Origin of the sequence: Sphingomonas pituitosa NBRC 102491 (genome assembly GCF_001598435.1) — a bacterium.
GTDB classification, from domain to species: domain Bacteria; phylum Pseudomonadota; class Alphaproteobacteria; order Sphingomonadales; family Sphingomonadaceae; genus Sphingomonas; species Sphingomonas pituitosa.
The window spans coordinates 1-18,778 of sequence record NZ_BCYY01000042.1; the positions used below are offsets into that span (position 1 = coordinate 1).

General features: G+C 68.1%; 3 protein-coding genes. All 3 read left to right on the top strand.

Annotated features, from left to right (window positions below; all coding sequences use genetic code 11):
• Nucleotides 1-1,667, top strand: a 1,667-nt coding sequence (locus SPI01S_RS20940) for a putative bifunctional diguanylate cyclase/phosphodiesterase (protein WP_157084825.1), incomplete at its 5' end; no start/stop codon positions are given.
• 407 nt (nucleotides 1,668-2,074) lie between these two features.
• Complete coding sequence (locus SPI01S_RS20945) at nucleotides 2,075-3,751, top strand: ShlB/FhaC/HecB family hemolysin secretion/activation protein (RefSeq protein WP_084253667.1); 1,677 nt, start codon at nucleotides 2,075-2,077, stop codon at nucleotides 3,749-3,751.
• A partial coding sequence (locus SPI01S_RS20950; RefSeq protein ID WP_066727201.1) for a two-partner secretion domain-containing protein occupies nucleotides 3,748-18,778 on the top strand: 15,031 nt, incomplete at its 3' end. The genes SPI01S_RS20945 and SPI01S_RS20950, both read left to right, overlap by 4 nt.

The window sequence follows — 18,778 nt, forward strand, 5'->3', positions numbered from 1 at the left end:
AGCCCATGCTGATCAGCATCCGCTTCCTGGATGGCAAGGTGATGCGGGACTTCAGCCGCATCCGCGGAATTGCCGATGCGCGCGTGTTGCGGGCGCCCGTTGCAGAGGCCTCGCGGCTCTACAGCGTGCCGCTCCGCTCGTCGCAGGGCGTGCCGCTAGGCCATCTGAGCTGGCGACCAGACATGCCGGGCCGCGACATTCTCCAGTCGGTAGCGCGGCGCGGCGGCGTGGCGGCTGCTGCTCTTATCGGCCTGCTTGCCGCGCTCGTATGCATCGTCGGACGGTTGATGTTCAGGGATGCGCACTCGATCGAGGCGCTGGAGGCGGCGCGCGTCGAGCTTCAGGCGAAGGAGGCGCGCGCGCAATATCTCGCCAATCATGACGTGCTCACCTCACTGCCGAACCGAGCAGCGTTCAACCGCTTTGTCGATGAGGCCGCCGCAAACACGACCCATGCGCCCCTGGGCGTTCTGCTCATCGACTTGGACAGGTTCAAGCACGTCAACGACACGCTGGGACACCTGGCCGGTGACCAGCTAATACAAAGCGTCGCCGGCCGCCTCTTGGCCCGGTTGCCAGAGGGCGGACTCCTCGCCCGGCTCGGCGGCGACGAGTTCGCCATCTGCCTCTCCGACGGGCTGGAGACGGAAGCGCTCGGCGCGCTGGCCGAAGCCTGCCTTGCCGAGTTGCGCAAGCCGTTCCCGATCCTGGGATCGGAAGTTCAAATCGGGGGCAGCATCGGCATCGCCGTCGGTGCTCCCCGCAGTTCCGATCGAACAGAGTTGCTGCGCAAGGCCGACATCGCGATGTACAGCGTCAAGGGTAGTGGCCGAGACGGCTATCGCTTCTTCACCGCGGAAATGGACGAGAGCCTCGCCAATCAGCGGGAGCTGGAGGACGATCTTCGGAAGGCGCTTGCGGGCAGGCGGGAGCTGTTTGTCGCCTATCAGCCGAAGATGGACGCCAGCGGTCAGAAGGTGGTCGGGTTCGAGGCGCTTGTCCGCTGGGATCACCCCGTTAAAGGCCTGCTGACACCCGACCTGTTCATCCCGATTGCCGAGGAGGCGGGCCTGATCCATGCACTTGGAACTTGGGTGCTGGAAGAAGCCTGCCGCGTCTCCAAGAAATGGCCCGGCCTGACGATGGCCGTGAACGTGTCGCCTGTTCAGTTCAAGACCGAGGGTTTCGCAGCGACCGTTCGATCGATTGTGCAGAATTGCGGCGTGCATCCGAAGCATATCGAGCTCGAGGTCACCGAAGGGATCCTCATCGACGATTGCGACGAGGTTCGCTCTGCCCTCGATGACCTTCGCATAGCCGGCTTTCGGATCGCTCTCGACGATTTCGGTACCGGCTATTCGAGCCTCAGCTACCTCAAGCAATTCAAGGTAGACCGGATCAAGATCGATAAGAGCTTCATCAAGCGCATTGGTCGGGATCAGGAGGCGATTGCCATCGTCCAGGCTGTCATCGCTCTGGGCCACGCCATGAACCTCTCGGTCACAGCCGAAGGCGTTGAAACCTGTGAGCAGGGATCGCTGCTTCGGACGGCGGGCTGCAACGAACTCCAGGGGTATCTCTTCTCCAAGGCACTTCGCGAAGAGGAATTATCGGCCAAACTCGCATCCGTGGGCGCCCACATGCGCGGTAGCCGCCAGACAGGCTGAGCGCCCGTCGCAGACCTGGGTGTGCTCGGCCTGCGGACCGAGGCTGACGGCGGAAGGCCTTGCCGGTTCAGCGGACACGAGCTCGAGCGCCAGCGCGTCGCCAGCGGTGCGCATGCGCCCGGCCTGAACGATTCGATTAGAGGCAGCTGACGACCACACCCGGTCGCGCGCGCACTCGATGGCAAATGGCCGCTCCAGACAGAAGCAGCCGCTTGCGCCAAATCGACGATAGCTCTCTCGAATGGCCGGTAATCCGAATGCGACTATAGCAAAACTGGTTATGCTCGGATTAAGCAGAAACGTATCCGATTGCGTCAATAAACGCTCCTAAACCCCCGCATGTGGGGAATTTTTTTATACGGGAGGCGCAGTGGTCGACGACGTGCATCGTCGTTGCATCACTGGGAATGTTGCTGCCGCGGGCGGCAATGGCGCAATCTGCCGGACAGGTCGATCGCGATGCACAGCGGATCCTTGAGCAGCAGCAGCAGCAGGCCCGCGATCGTGCTGAACAGTTCGAGCAGACGCGCACGCGGCCCCCTGCCGGCGACACGATTCAATCCGCGGTCGCCCCGGTGGCGGACAGCGGGGCTTGTGTAGCGGTGCGCGAGGTGCGGATTGTCGGTGCCAGCCGCTATCGCGTCGGCACCTTCGAGGACGTGCTAGCGACGCTGCGCGGGGAATGCACGACGATCGGCGCGATCGATGGCGTGCTGCGCGCGATCACCGATCGATTCGTGCACGACGGCTTCGTGACGAGCCGCGCGGTCGTCGGGCCACAGGATCTGAAAGCGGGCATCCTCACCATCACCGTCATCGAGGGGCGCATCGGCGGGCTCAAGGGTACCGGCAGCGGCAGGCAGTATGGCGATGGGGAGATCGCCGCGGCCTTTCCGGCGCGCGCGGGCGATCGGCTGAACCTTCGCGCGCTGGAGCAAGGGGTCGACCAGCTCGGCCGTATGGCCAAGGGCGACCCGAAGATCGACATCGCGCCCGGCGAGACGCCTGGGACGAGCGTCGTTCTGATCACCCGGCAGCCCTTGTCGCGCTGGATCCGGCCTTCGATCGCGTTCAACAACGAAGGCCCGACCAGCACCGGGCGCTGGCAGGCGACGAAGAGCCTCGACATCGACTCGCTGCTCGGGATCGCCGACAGTTGGTCGCTCTATCACCAGGGTGCCGCCAGTGACGATGGCGAGCGGCGCAACCTGGCCTATGGCGGCTTCGTCTCGCTGCCGCGCGGATGGTGGGCGTTGTCGCTGTCGAGCGGCTTTTCCAGCTATCGTTCGGTCCTTTCCGGAAACGGGCTGCGCTTCGCCACCCATGGCCGCACCTATACCGGATCGGCGACGCTCGAGCGGATGGTGTTCCGCGATGCGAAGACCAAGCTTTCGTTCACCGGCGGACTGGCGCTGCTCGACACGCGGAACTTCGTCCAAGGTATCGCGCTGCAGTCCAGCAGCTACCGCATCGTCACCGGTACCTTGGGCATGCGCTGGCAGCGCCGGCTGGCGAAGACCCAGCTCAGCCTGTCCGGCGGCTACGACCAGGGGCTGGGGCTGCTTGATGCGCATACCGTCGACACGGGGCCGGGTGGCGCCACCGGCCGCTACCACCGGGTCACGCTGGATGCGGCGGCGCAGACGCCGTTCGCGATCGGCCCGTCGCGGCTGACCAACATGCTCGTCCTGCGCGGGCAATGGGGGTTCGACAATCTGTTCCCCGCGAACCGCTTTAGTCTCGGCGGCAGCTCGACCGTCCGCGGCTTTCGCGACGACGGCATTTCCGGGCGGACGGGCGCGTCGCTGCGCGAGCAGATTGGCTTCGGCATCGTCGACCTGCTCAAGGCGCAGCCGCATCTCGCCACCAGCCTCTCGGGCTACCTCGCCTATGACGTGGGCGGCATCCGTCCGATCGAAGGTGACCCGTTCGAGCGCGGCCTGCTCCAGTCGATGAGCGCGGGCCTGATGGCGCGCAGCCGCCACGTCCAGGCCGAAGTCACCGTGGCCGTGCCGGTCACCGCGCCCGCCTGGGTACGTCATTCCAAGGCGCTGTTCAGCTCCAGCATCAGGATCCTGCTGTGAAGACGATCGTCACCCGCAACGCTCCCGTTTGTGCACGCCGCGGCGCTCTGCGTACGCTGATCCTGGCGGCGCTGGCGACCTCCGCGCTGTCGCCGGCACGCGCGCAGACCAACGCGCCCGTCGCGACGCCGCCGCTGCAACCGGCGAACAGTCGCACCGGGCTGGACGTGACGCCAGGCGGCACGCCGATCGTCAACATCGCCACGCCCGATGCAAGCGGCACCTCGTACAACGTCTTCACGCGGCTGTCGGTCGGCAAGGAAGGTCTGATCTTCGCCAACAGCCCGACGACGGGCAACAGCGCGATCGGCGGCTTCCTCATCGCCAATTCCAACCTCAAGGACGGCCGCACGGCATCGCTGATCCTGAACGAAGTCACCGGCGGGGTGCGCACCACGCTGGCCGGGCCGATGGAAATCTTCGGCCAGCGCGCCGCGCTGGTGATCGCCAACCCGACCGGCATCACCTGCGACGGCTGCGGCTTCATCAACACCAGCCGGGTCAGCCTGGCGGCGGCGACGCTGCGCTTCGGCGCGGACGGCGCGTTCAGCGGCTTCCGTATCGCCGAGGGCGGGGACGTGACCGTGGAAGGCAAGGGGCTGCTCGGCGGCAATGTCGATTACTTCGATATCATCGCGGCTGCGACGCACCTCAATGCCAGCCTCTACGCCAGAGACCTGTTCATTGCGGGCGGCGCAGGATCGGTCGACTATGCCACCCGTACCGCGACTGCCGAGGACAAGGCGACCCGCACGGGCCTCGCCATCGATTCCTCGATCCTCGGCGGCATGTACGCAAACCGGATCCGGCTGGTCGGCACCGGCGCTGGCCTGGGGATCAATCTGCAAGGCACGGTTGCTGCCCTGGAGGGGGCGCTCACCATCACCAGCGACGGTGCGATCGCGCTGGCGGGTGCCACTGCCTCGGGCGACGCGGACATTACGGCTGGGCAGGGCGCGGTCACCCTGGGGGATCGCGTATATGCGGGAGGCGCGCTCGCGATCACGGCGCAGGCGATACGGCAGCGCGGGGGCTTTGCCGGCGCGCTGGGCGACGTTTCGATGCACGCCAAGGACGATATCGCATTTGAGGGCGGTGACGGGCTGTATGCGGGGCTCGACGGCAATGGCGCGCTGACCGGTGCCGGGGCGGTATCCATCGTGGCCGGGGGCGTCGTAGATGCCGGTGGCACGACGCTGGCGGCAGGCGGTACGGTAGGCGTCGATGCGCTTGCCATGCGGCAGGGTGCGGCGGGGCGGGTCGGGGGCACGAAGGTCTCGATACGCACCCGGGCCGATCAGGTGTTGGCGGGTACGATCACCGCCAGCGGGGACGCGCAACTGGCAGGCGATGCAATCCGCCTGACCGGCACGATCGGCGCTAATGGCAGTCTCGCGCTATCGGGTAGGCAGCTGGTCGTCGCGGGCACCGCCACGGGGCTTGGCGCTGCGACGGTCAACGGCAGCGAACGTGTCTCGCTTCTCAGCAGCGGGGCGCTGCAAACGAACGGCGCCGTCAATCTCGTTGCGCCTACCCTCGACATCGAAGGTGCGGTGCTGGGCAGGACGGGTGTCTCGATACAGGCAGCCGGCCTTACCGCAACAGGCCAAGTCCAGACGGGCGGCGACCTTGGGGTGACGACCTCGGGCGATGCGGTACTCGGCGGAACCTGGTCTGCAAACGGCGATGCGATGCTTCGGATCGCCGGCAATGCTGCCGTAACTGGTGGCGTGACCGCGGCAAGAGCAGTCGTCGTGCAGGCGGGCTTGTTGTCGGTCAGCGGTGCGGTGCAGGCTGGCGGCTCGCTGACGCTGGCGACAGCGGGTGATCTGGCGACGCAAGATAATGCGAAGATTCTCGCGAACGGCACGCTGGCTCTGACGGCGGGCCGGGCTGTGTCGCTGGCGGGACAGATCGGCGCGAACGACGCGCTGTCGATCCGGGCGACGGGAGTGCTCGACGCCGGCAACGCCGTTATCGCCACGACTCAAGCCCTTCGGCTCGACGGCGCGTCGCTTCGACAGGGATCGGGCGGGCAGATTGGTGGCGCGCAGGTGTCGCTGAACAGCGTTGGCGGCCAGATACTCGGCGGTACGATCGGCGCCAGCGGGGATGCGGTGGTGCAAGGGGACGCGGTCGCCTTGTCGGGCACGCTCTCCGCCAATGGCGCGCTCACGCTTTCGGGGCGCCAGCTGTTGCTTTCGGGCAGCGCAACGGGGCTTGGTTCGGTCACGGCGAATGCAAGCGAGGCACTGTCGATCGACGCCGCCGGCGCGCTCCAGAGCAACGGCAATGCGACGATTGCTGCGCCGACGCTCGCTATCGACGGGGCGCTGCTTGGCGGGGGCGGGGTGTCGTTGCTAGCGACAACGCTGAGCAATAGCGGTTCGATTCAATCGGGTGCCGGTCTGACGGCCATGGTGCGCGGCAACGCCGTCCTGGGCGGGACCTTCATCGTTCGCGGCGACAGCCTGGTCGCGGTTGCGGGCGATGCCGCCTTGGCGGGCCGTTTCGTGACCGGAAACACCCTCAATGTGCAGGCCGCCCGCCTCACCGTCGAAGGCGATGTGCAGGCGGGAGCGATGCTGTCGCTTCTGGCGGCCGGCGACCTTTCAACCGCCGGCACCGCGAAGATCCTGGCGAGCGGCACGATCGGCCTGACCTCGGGCGGCGCAATGGCGCTTGGCGGACAGATCGGATCCAACGAAACGCTGTCGGTCCGGGCAGCGGGTGCGATCGACGCGGGGAACGCCGTCCTTGCCGCCGCCGGCGCGCTGGGCCTGGATGGTCTGTCGGTACGTCAGGGGAATGCCGGGCAGATCGCCGGTGCCTCGGTACGGATCGGCGCAGTTGCCGGGCAGCAGCTGGCCGGTGCCATCAGCGCGAGCAGGAACGCGACGCTTGTCGGCGACACGATCGAGCTTTCCGGTACGCTGACCGCAAAGGAAGCACTGACGCTCAGCGGACGCGCGGTGGACCTTGCCGGCACGGGCTGGGTGCAATCCGGCGGCGATCTCGATCTGACGGCAACCGGAACCGCCACGCTGGGCGGTACCTTGTCGGCGGCCAAGACCATGACGGTGCAGGCGGACGGCCTGTCGTTCTTCGGTACGGCTGCGGCGGACGGAGCGCTGTCGATGGCGGCGGCCGGCAAGCTGACGACTGGCGGCAACGCCCGAATTCTGGCCGACGGCATCACCAGCCTCAGCGGCGGCAGTGTGGTGCTGGCGGGCCAGCTTGGCTCGAACGACGCGCTGACGATCCGGGCGGCGGGCCTGCTCGATACCGGCAGCGCCACGCTTGCATCGACGGGTGCGCTGCGCCTGGAAGCGATGTCGCTGCACCAGGCGCAGGGCGGCGATATCGCGGGTGGCAGCGTGACGCTGATCACCCAGGCCGGTCAGTTGCTGGCGGGAACGCTTCGTTCCAGCGGGGATGCGACGCTTCAGGGCGATATTGTCAGCCTCTCCGGCACGCTCGGCGCGAACGGCGCGCTTGCGCTGTCGGGACGGCAGCTCGTGCTGGGCGGCACCGCCACCGGTCTGGCGTCGGCCAGCGCAAGTGGCAGCGGGGGGCTGTCAATTCTCCATGGGGGCACGTTGCAGAGCAATGGCCTGGCCAGCCTGCGTGCGCCGACTCTCGAGCTCGCCGGCACCGTTCTGGGCGGCAGTGGCGTGACCATCGACGGCGCGGCGCTGAACAGCAACGGCTCGGTGCAGGCGGGCGGTGCTCTCGGCGTCACCGTTTCTGGCGATGTGCTCTTGGCGGGCAGCATGGCTGCCAACGGGGATGTCACGCTGGCGGCGGGCGGTACGGCGACGCTTTCCGGTGCCTTGGCATCGGCGAAGAAGGCCAGCGTACAGGCGGGCGGGATCGTGGTGGGCGGCGCGGTTCAAGCGGGAGATACGCTGACGCTGCACGCTGCGGGAGATCTCACGGCGACGGCGGACGCGCAGATGGCCGCGATCGGGTCGCTTGCGCTAACCGCAGCCGGATCGGTTTCGCTGGCTGGCAATAGCGCCACCAACGATGCGCTTCGCGTACGTGGCCGCGACGTCACCGTGGCCGGAACGATCCAGTCCCTGAGGGGGCTGTCACTCGATGCGGAGACGCTGCATCTGAGCGGCAAGGCGCTCACCGGCGCGGACGGGATCGCTTCCGTCACGGGCGCTGCTGACGTCAGCGGGATTCTCTCGGCCGCCAATGACCTGACGCTGACGGCCTCAACCTTGTCGACTGGCACCTCCGCGCAACTGGTCGCGGGGAAGGCCCTCACGCTCGGCACGTCGGGCACGTTCACGCATCGCGGCGCTCTGGATGCCGGGTCGGTGACGATCACGGCCGAGGTGCTCTCCAGCAGCGGCAGCATGGTTGCGAGCCGGGATATTCTGCTCTCGGCGCAGACCGGCATCGCGCAGAGCGGCGTCGTGCAGGCCGGTGGCGATCTCTCGCTCGCCGCTGCGTCGATCACGCTTTCCGGCAGCACGATCGGCGCGGTCGGTGGTGTGGCAGGGACGGGCGTGACGATCCATGCGCCCGCCCTCGTCTTCGGGGCCGGTTCGGATATTCAGTCGGGCGGCAGGCTCGATATCGCCGGCACGCAGGATTTCACGACCCAGGGCAGGATCGTCGCCTTGGGCGATGCTCGGATCGCCAGTGAGGGCGCGCTGATCCAGAACGCGCGCGCCAGCAGCAACGGCGTCTTCGTGCTGCGTGCCGGAACGACGCTGGATCAGGCGGGTACGCTGGCAGCACTCGGTTCGGCGAGCCTGACGGGTCAGGCGATCCTCAACAGCGGCAGCGTCAGCAGCAACGCCGACCTGGTGCTCGACGCGCGTTCCACCCTTGTCTCCACCGGCGCGCTGCAGGCCGGCGATGCGCTTCGCCTTGCCGCGCCCTCGCTCCGACTGGCAGGCACGACGGCGACCAACAGGGTGCTGCACATCGCCGGTGCCGTCGTAACCCTGGACGGCAAGACGACGGGCTTACAGGGGATCGACGCGCAGATCGGTGCGCTGACGCTCGGTGCGAGCGGGGCCTTGCAGAGCGGCGCGACCTTCCGCCTCGACGTGGCGACGCTGGACAATGCCGGGCTGGTCGCCAGCAACGACGCAGTGGCGCTCGCCACGACCGGCGGGCTGACCAATAGCGGCCAGATCGTCGCCGGCGGAGCGCTGGGCTTGCGGACAGGACAGGATCTGGTCTCCACCGGCCTGCTACAGTCGGGCGCGGCGTTCGACCTGCGCTCGGGGGCGGCGGCGAGCCTTGGCGGCACCGTCTATGCCGGCGGCACGGCAAGCCTGGATGTCGTCACGCTGCAATCGGATGCGGCCCAATCGTTCCAGGACAGTCTGACCGTCACAGCGAGCGGATACGCTCGCTTCGGGGCCGGATCTAGCAGCTACACCAAGGGCGGCCTGACATTGTCGGCTGCCACCCTCACGGCGCTGGGCGCGATCCAGAGCGATGCCAGTCTGAGCTTGACGACGAGCCAGTCCCTCACGCTTGGCGGGCGCATTCAGGCGAGCGGTACGACCGGGATCGATGCCGGCAGCGGGGCAGAACTGAGCGGCACGCTGGTAAGCGGCGGTGCACTGCACGTGACAGCGCCGAGCGTATCGATCGCCGGCCAGATTCTCGCCAACGATGCGGTGGTGATTGCCGCCAACGCGGATAATCTCACCCTGGCCGGCACGATCCAGGCGGTGAAGGATGTGACGTTGACGGCGGTCGCCCGGTTGCGCATCGGCGCGGCGGAGGAAAGCGGGACGGGCAGTGCGGCCGGGGCGGGGACGCCTGGCGGCGGCAGCACCGGGGGCGGCGGCAGCAGTACCGTGCCGTCGAGCGGCGGTGGAAGCGGCACGACGCCCGACGCCACCGGCACGGCTCCGGTCGCTCTGGCCCTGGATCTGCCGTCGCTGGCCGGAACGATGGCGCCGGGATCGCTGGCCGCGAGCGGCGCCGTCACCATGTCCGCCGCCGACATCGAAATCGCCGGCGCCGTCGCCGCCAAGGGGGATCTCACCGCTTTGGCGACGCATGTGCTGACGGTGCGCGGCAGTGCCTGGAGCGAGGGTGCTCTCCTTGTCGGGAGCGGGGGTTTGGACGTGGGCGCGCTCGCCAGTCTTGCGGCGGCGGGGCCGGTGCTGATCACCGCGCAGAACGACATCGCCAATCTCGGGACCATCGCGTCGAACGGCGGCGGGCTCACTCTACGTGCGGCCGGCATGCTCAGCAGCGGCGGTACGCTTTCCGCCAGGACCGACCTGCGAGTGCAGCTGGGAGCGGACCTTGTAAGCAGCGGCACGATCTCCGCCGACACGGCCACGATCGCGGCGCGCGACCTTTCGCTCAACGGTACGGTCGTTGGCGTGAACGGGCTGACCCTTGGCGGCCGTTCGATCACTCTCGGAGGGGGGAGCGATCTGCAGAGCGGCGGCGCCTTGGCGTTGACGAGCAGCGGCGCGACCATGCTGGCCGGCAAGCTGCTGGCAACCGGTGCACTGGCGGCGGATGCCGGGACTTCGCTCACGATCGCGGCGGGGGCCGACATTCAGTCTGGCGGGGGGCTTGGCCTCACGGCGGCCGGGGAATTTACCAGTGCCTCGGGGAGCAGGATCGCGGCCGTCGGTGCCGTCCGCCTGAAGGCCAATATGCTTGCGCTTGGCGGTACGCTGGCCGGTAATGCCGGCCTCGACGTCACCGTCATGGACGGTTTGAGCTTGAGCGGCATCGCCACCGCGCTGGGCGATATCACCGCGACGGCTGGTACCACCACGCTGTCGGGGGTGCTGGCGAGTGGCGGGAGGCTAACGCTGAACGGCGGCGCAACGATGCTTGCCGCGACCTCGACGGTGCAGGCGGGGGACGTGCTGTCGCTGTCCGCTACCAACCTTTCGGGCAGCGGGAGCATCCGCGCCGCCAAAGGCCTGGCGATCGCCGGCACGGGCGACCTGCAGCTGGCGGGAACGCTGGCAGCAGGAACGGTCGACGGACAGGGGCAGCTGCTCCAGGCAGGCGATCTGACGGTCACTGCCGGCGGAACCCTCGACCTCGCCGGCAGTGCGAGCGCGACCGGAACGACGCGGCTTGGCGGCCAAGGGCTTGCGCTCCGTGGCACGTTGGCCGGCCTGGGGGACCTGTCGCTCGAGTCCGATAGCCTGGTGACCACCGGGGCTGTCCAGGCCAATGGCACGATCACCGCTACGATCCGCGGAGACGCGACGCTCGGCGGTGCGCTAACCGGCCTAGCCGGACTTTCCCTCAGCAGCGGCGGCACACTCGTGCAGAATGCGGCGCTGGCGTCCAACGCCGGGTTACGTCTGTCCGCGTCCGGGGCGCTGTACCACGGCGGCACCAGCGATGCGGTGGGTGACGCCGAGCTGGCCGGTGCGAGCCTGTCGCTCGGCGGCGCGATCCGAGGCAATGGCGCCCTGTCGCTGATCAGCACCTCGGGTGATATCACCTTGGCTCAAGGCGCACTCGCCTCGGCGCGGACGGCCGCGCTGCAGGCCGCCGGCCGCGCGACGTTGGCGGGCACGCTCGCCGGTAGCACTTCGCTTACGATCCGCACGGCCGGGGCGCTTACGGTAACGGGGAACGGCGTCGTGCAAGCGGGAGCCAGCACGGCAGGCGGGCAGGTGACCAGTACCGGAACACTGGTGCTGTCCGCGGGAGGCAGCCTTGCCAACGCCGGCGCGCTCGGTTCGACCGGCAGCCTGGCAGCGACCGCGCAAACCTTGTCCAGCACCGGCACGATATCGGCGGGTGGTACAGTCGATCTGACCGGCGGTTCTACCACGATCGATGGCAGCGTCGCCGGCCTGGACACGGTATCGATCCGGGCGACCGGCGGCACCCTCGACCTGAACGGTGCCGTGGAAGGGCGAAACGTCGGCGTCTCCGCCAGTGGCGGAGACCTCACGCTGGCGGCCGGCGCGGTCCTGACCGCCTATGGCACTGGCAACAATGGCACGCTCGCGGTGGCGAGCAGCGGCAGCGTCGATCTGCGCGGGCGACTTTCCGCCAACAACGACCTGGCGCTGGATGCGGGAGGCAGCCTCACGATCGGAGGCGACAGCGCAGGGCCGGCGGTCAGCACACTGGGCAGCGCCACGCTGCGTGTCGGGGCGGGCGTGACCAACGCCGGGACCATCGCCGCCGGTGGCAATCTGAGCATCACGGCGGCGGGCCTGGACAGCACCAACCTTTCGGCGGGTGGCGGGATCGTCGGCGATATCGCGGGCGGCATCACCCTGCGGGGTACGACCAGTGCGCAAGGTGCTGCGGGTATCGGGCTGTCCGCGCGCGGGGGCGACCTCGTCGTCGCAGGTGGCGCGAGGGTGGATACGTTGGGAACGACCCGCCTTTCCGCGGCGGGTGCGCTGACCAATGCGGGTGCCATTGCCGCCGGAACACTGGGTGGCGGCGGGCCCGACGGCAGCATCCTCCTCAGCAGCGGCGGCGCGCTGATCTCCACGGGCGCGATCGTCTCGAACAACGGGGCGGTCACGCTGAACGGCGCGAGCATTACGCTCGGCGGCGCCATCAACCAGTCCGGCGGAGCCTACGCAGCGGGTATGCTCGGCCTGAACGCCGGCAGCATGACGCTGCTCAGCGGAGCGCAGGCGATCGGCAATGCCGGCGTGACCGTGTCGGGTGGGACCCTGACGCTGGGTTCGGCCAGCCTGCTGCAAGCGAATCGGAACATCGGCGTCGACCTGGCCAGCACTTATGTCTCGGCAGGCGATCTGGTCGCGCTGGGCGATCTCTCGCTGGGGGTGTCTGGCGGTACCATCGTCAACCAGGGCGGCGCCGGCATCTTCGCCGGCGGTTCCGGCGCGGCTGCAGGCGGTGGATCGGTTACCTTGCGTGCCGATGGCATCACCAATGCCGGAACGATCGTCGCAACCGTCTCGGCGGGCGGCGTGGGCGGGTCTGCGACGTTGAATGCCGGCGGCATCACCAATGCCGGATTGCTCCACGCCGATCGCACGCTCGGCGTGACCGCCGGTAGCGTCACTATCAGCGGCATTGCCGAGGCCGGGAATGCGATCGCCTGGTCAATCCCCACCCTCGTCGTGGCGAATGGCGGCACGCTCAAGAGCGCGAACGGCATCACGCTGTCGGGAGCGAATTTCGCCAATGCCGGTATGGTGGCAGCCGGCGGCGACCTCTTCATCACCGCCAGCGGCGATCTCACCTCCAGCGGAACGCTCACCACGTCGGGCGCGCTCCAGCTCGCCAGCGGATCGATGCTCACGCTGGCAGGGGGCAGCCAGACTATTGCCGGAAGTGCCCAGGCGACGCCCGCGATCGGCGGCGGCAACGTCGCCCTTCGCGGCGCGAACGTACAGAGTCTCGGCACGCTATCCGCCACTGGATCACTGGGTATCACTGCTGACGGCGTGACGATTGGCGGCGCGACCGTCGCGAATGGCGACCTGACGCTCACCAGCTATAGCGGCGCGGCGCCGGCATTGACGGTGAACGCCGGGGCCACGCTCGGCACCTATCTGGGCGATGCGCGGCTGGGCAGCCTTTCCACGCTCGATCTTGCGGGTTCGATTACCGCGAGCACTGGCAGCGTGCGCTTCAGCGCCGGCGCCACCAGCATCGATGCCAGCGGACGGCTGGCCGCGGGGCGCGACGTCGCCATCACCACGACGGGCGGTGGCGCACTGACGGTCGATGGGCAACTCCTGGCGGGCAATGACCTTACGCTGAGCGGCGGTACGCTGGCGATCCGCGCTGGCGGCACCGCCCAGGCCGGGCGCGACCTTGTGTTCGACAGCAGCGACGCCCTGAACGGATCGGGCGGCATCGGCATCAACGGCACCGGCTATGACTTCAGCGGTACGCCGATCTCGGCGCAACTGGCCGGCAAGATCAGCGCCGGGCACGATCTGCGCCTGTCGATGGCGGGTGCGCTGGTGGCGGACGGATCGGCGCAGATCATTGCCGGTAACGACATGACGCTGGCCGCCGGGCACCTGCTGATCGGGGCACAATTTACTCGCGACGGGGCCGGCAACCCGGTGCGCCTCGGCGTGATCGCCGGCCACGATCTGCTCCTCCGCAACAGAGACGATCTTTCGCCGGGCGGGCTGGGCGCGCGCGGGTTGATGCTGGACGGTTCGATCCAGGCGGGCAACAATCTGACGGTGCAGGCGAGCGGGGAAGTCGTCTCCACCGCTGCCGCGCAATTGGTCGCCGGCAACGCCCTGGCGGTTTCGGGATCGGCGCTGAACCTGTCCGGGTTCAATTCCGGCCAGAACCAGGTGGCGTTCACGGCCGCGGGCGCTTCTCCGGCGGGGATGGCCGCACGGCTCGCCGCCGGCGACGTGACGCTGGGCGGTGCCACGGCGTCGAATGGGCGGGTGGTGCTTTCGGCCAATACCGCGACCATCAATGCCGCCGGGTCGATCACGGTGCGAGGCGGGGCGGGCAACGCCACCGGCGTCGGCCGCGACATCGGTGCCTCGGCGAACCTGGACATCGAGACCAACGGCAGCTTCACCAATCAGGGGAGTCTCTGGTCCGACGGCGTGGTCTTCCTAAAATCTGCTGGCGGCAACATCGTCAACGATGCCCGCGGCGCCAATGGCGGTATCACCGCCGCGACTATCGTCAGCGAGACCGATGCAGGCGCATTCGTCAACAGTGCCGGCGCGTTCAAGGGCGACAATGTCGGGCTGTTCCTCGGCGGCGACTTCACCAACACGGGCAGCTTCGCACCTTCGGGCAATTACTGGATCAGCGCGGCAAACATCAGCAATTCGGGGCTGCTGGCGACCTCGGGCAGCCTGACGCTGCAGGCGGCGGGATCGCTGTACAATGTCGGCACGATCTATTCCGGCAGCCGCCTGACCCTGGCAGCCGGGGGCGCGCTGACCAATGACTATGTCGGGGACGACCAGGGCAATGGCAGCCACGGCCTGATCTTGGCGCAGAGCGACATCGCGATCACCGCGCATGACGTGGCGAACCAGTCGGCGACGATCCAGTCGCTGGGGGGCGGAGTACAATTCAACCTGACTGGGGGCGGTTTCGTCAACGGCGTCAAGAAGTTGAGCATTACGGGATCGTCCAGTGCCGGAGGAACCTCCTTCATTGATCGATCTACGGGTGCTTCGCTTTCGTCGGAAAGTTTCTACGCGTACTCCCCGGACAAAAGAAAGGTTCTGGTCGAAGACAATGTCGGTATCGTCATTACAACTGATCCCGATCCTACGGATGCGAATAGTGCTACGAAGTGCCTCAGAAACGACGACTATCTGAGTGGATTTGCCGGCTGTGTATCAGCGGGGCGGTACGCGTCTTCGATACGATATTCGGTGTATGATCTGCGGACCGGCTCGACGAACAGCTCAGTCGTATCGGCTTTGACGGGATCCTCCGGGGTGTACGCGGCAGGCTCTATTGCGATCGACGCCGGTTCTGGTAGCGTAACGAACAGTAATTCCTCGATAAATGCTGGTGGCGACGTTCGAATAACGACGGCAGGATCAGTCACGAATGTTTCGGACTTACTCGTTACCGGGGGAGTCAATACTAGCATAGTGGCGGCACCGACCATCATCCGCGCCGGCGGCACGGTGACGATCAGCGCTGGTGCCTTCAAGAATGTCGCGAACAATCTGGTTGGTGCGGACAACTACACCGCCAACCAAGTGGCCCAGCATGCGACCGGCGCGGCTCCAAGTGCCGGCTCGCCCGGAACTGCGAGTGTCGGTAACGGCGCATCCGCTACCGCTGTCAATGCAGGCGGCGCGGTCGTTTCTGGTCCATCTTCGGGCGGTGCGAGCGCCGTTGGGGTCGGCAGCGCTGCCGGCATAATCGGGCAGGGCAGGGGGAGCGTGGCATCCGGCGCGGCTGGAACGGGCGGTACCGTCCGTGTCAGCCTTGCTTCTGCTGAACGGGCAAGCGGGTCGGGAGTGGGCGGTCCAGCCGGCGCGTCCGCGGTCGGCACCGCCAGCGTCGGTAGCGTATCCGGCACGTCGGTGCACGGCGTACAGGTGGTCGGCCGGGTTCGCGACGCTGCGGATGGCGCGGCGGCAACGGCGCTGGCCGATACGACGATCGCCGGGGAGTTCCTCGGGTCCCCGGGAGCAGCGTCACTTTCGGCGGTCGGCGCCGTCAGCGGCAATGCAGGCGGCACGGTTTCCGCAGCGCTGCAGGGCAAGCGCGCAGTCGATACCGATGCCGTTGCCGGTTACGCCGGCACCAGCTTCTCCGATCTCCCGCAGGGCAGCGGCCTCGTCCTCCCCGGCGGGATCGGCGCGGGGGGCGGGGTTTCTCCCGCGCTGCCCGGCATGTCGACGCCTGTTCCCGGTGCGGGCTCAGCAGGCGCATCAGCCGGTACGGTGACGCCGTTGCCTTCCGCGTCGACGATCGTCCCCGGTCTCGTCACGGGGCTGAACAATGTGGGCGCGCCGACGCTTGCCAACCAGGCGTTCGGCACGTTCCTGGGCGGGTTCCTCGCCAGCTTCAACCTTACCGGCAACGCGCCATCGCTGTTCACCTACAGCGCCAACCCCAATTCCACCTATCTGTTCAGCAGCAATGCCGCGCTCGCCTCCGAAGCGGCGCTGTACGATTCCAAGTGGTTCTTCGACCGCGTCTCGCCCGACCGCGCGACCACTTATACCCGGCTCGGCGATGGCTTCTTCGAGGCGATGCTGGTCTCGCGGGAGGTGCAGGCGAAGTCCGGCCAGGCCCAGCTCTCGGAATTCGGGTCGGCGCTCGAACAATATCAGGGTCTGCTCAAGAATGCGGAGAAGGCGCAGGCCGGCCTAGGCCTGCAGCTCGGGGTGGGGCTGACGCCCGAGCAGGTCGCCGCGCTTACCGAGCCCATGGTCTGGTACGTCCGAAGCAATGTCGAAGGGCGTGAGGTACTCGTCCCCGTCGTCTACCTCGCCGCCAGCGACGCCAAGGCAATCGCGGGCGGCGCGCTGGTTGCGGGCAAGAACGTTGCAATCACCGCCAGCGGCAACATCGAGAACAGCGGCACGATCCAGGCGAAGGATATCGTCGCGCTCGCCGCGCAGGGCGGCGATCTGGTCAACGCGACCGGCGGCACGATCGCGGGCGGATCGGTGCTCGCCGGCGCCGGTCGCGACATCCTGCTTGCCGGCGGCAGCACGATCCGCGCCGATACCGGCGCAACGCTCCAGGCGGGCCGCGATATCGTGACCGCGACGATCTCCAGCACCAGCCAAAGCGCGACCTCGGCCTTTCAGGACAGCCGCCACTGGTCGAACAGCCGCACCGTCACCGAGCAGCTCGCCGGGGCGAGCATCATGGCGGGCGGCGCGTTGCAGTTACAAGCGGGCGGCGACCTCAGCCTCAACGCTGCGACGCTCAGCGCCGGGGGCGCAGCGCAACTGATGGCGGGCGGTGCGCTGTCGCTCGGCGGCACCAGCGCGACGACGACCACCACCCAGTCCGAGCGCACCGGCAAATACACCAACGCCAGCAGCACCACGACCTCGACCGCGTTCGTCGGCACCAGCGTGACCGCTGCCGGGCCGGTGACGCTCGCCGCGGGCGCCGCGCTGACGATCACCGGCAGCAGCGTGACGACCACCGACAAGGCGACGGGCGACATCACCCTCTATGGCGGCCAGGGCATTGCGATCGTCTCCGCCGAGGAGACCGCGACGCTCGACCAGCGCGCGCAGACCGGCAAGAAGAGCACCACCACCACCAGCGCGACCAGCACCACCAACCAGCTGTCGACGATCGACGCGGCCGGCGGCCTCACTCTCGCCACCCCGGGCGTGGTGAAGATCGAAGGTGCCACGGTGAATGCCGCCGGCGCACTGGCCGCCGATATCGGCAGCCTGACGCTGTCCGGGGTGATCGACACGGTCGATGCCCGCATCGACACCGTCTCCAAGAAATCGGGCCTGCTCTCCTCCACCACCAAGCGCACCAGCACGACGACGCACGACGAGACCGCGGTTGCCTCCACCCTGTCGGGAGACACCGGGGTGCTGACGGCGAGCGGTGCGGTGACGATCACCGGCGCCAACCTGGTCGCCGCCAACGGGCTGACGCTTACGGCCGGCGGCCCGGTGACGATCGGCACGCTCGCCACCACCGATACCGAGCAGAGCAGTTCGTCGATCAAGAAGAGCGGCTTCTCGCTGGGCGGCGGCGGGCTGTTCCTCGGCGTCGCCAAGACCAGCACCACCGGCAGCACCACCGACGTGACCCAGTCCGGATCGGTGGTCGGCACCAAGGCGGGCGACCTCACGATCGAGACGAGCGGGGCGCTCGGCATCAATGGCAGCACGGTGGCGGCGGGCGGCGACGTGCTGCTCAAGGGCGCCTCGGTCAGCATCGCCAATGCGCTGGACGTGCGCGACACCACCCAGACCACCAAGACCTCGAGCGTCGGCGTCACCATCGGCGTGCAGAGCCAGTTGCTGCAGAGCGTCGGCAACCTCGCCAGCATGGCGCAGCTTGCAACCAGCACCGGCAACGATCGTGTCGCCGCAGTGGCGGGGCTCGCCGGCGGCATGGCGGCGGTCAACGCCTATCAGGCAGGCGAGGATCTCGCGGCCGCGTGGAAAAAGAGCGAGGGCGGCCTCGGCATTTCGGTGGGCGCGACCTTCGGCATCTCCAAGTCGAGTTCGACCAACACCACGCATGACGAGACGGTGGTCGGCAGCGCGGTGACCGGCCGCGACGTGACGATCGTCGCCAACGGCACCGGCGCCGGCGGCACGATCGACGTGCGCGGCTCCACCGTCGACGCCAAGGGCGACCTCACCCTCGCGGCGAACGGCGCCATCACGCTGGCGGCGGCGACCGAGGAGGACCGCCAGAGCGGCACCGCCAGGAGCAGCGGCTTCACGCTCGGCGTCACCTCGGAGATCACGCTCAACAAGAGCAGCGAAGGCCTGAGAAGCCTCGACAAGCTCAGCCCGACCATCTCGGTGGGGCTCTCCGCGTCGAACAGCAACTACACCGGCACCCAGGTCACCAACATCGAGAGCGTGCTGACCGCCGGCGGCACCG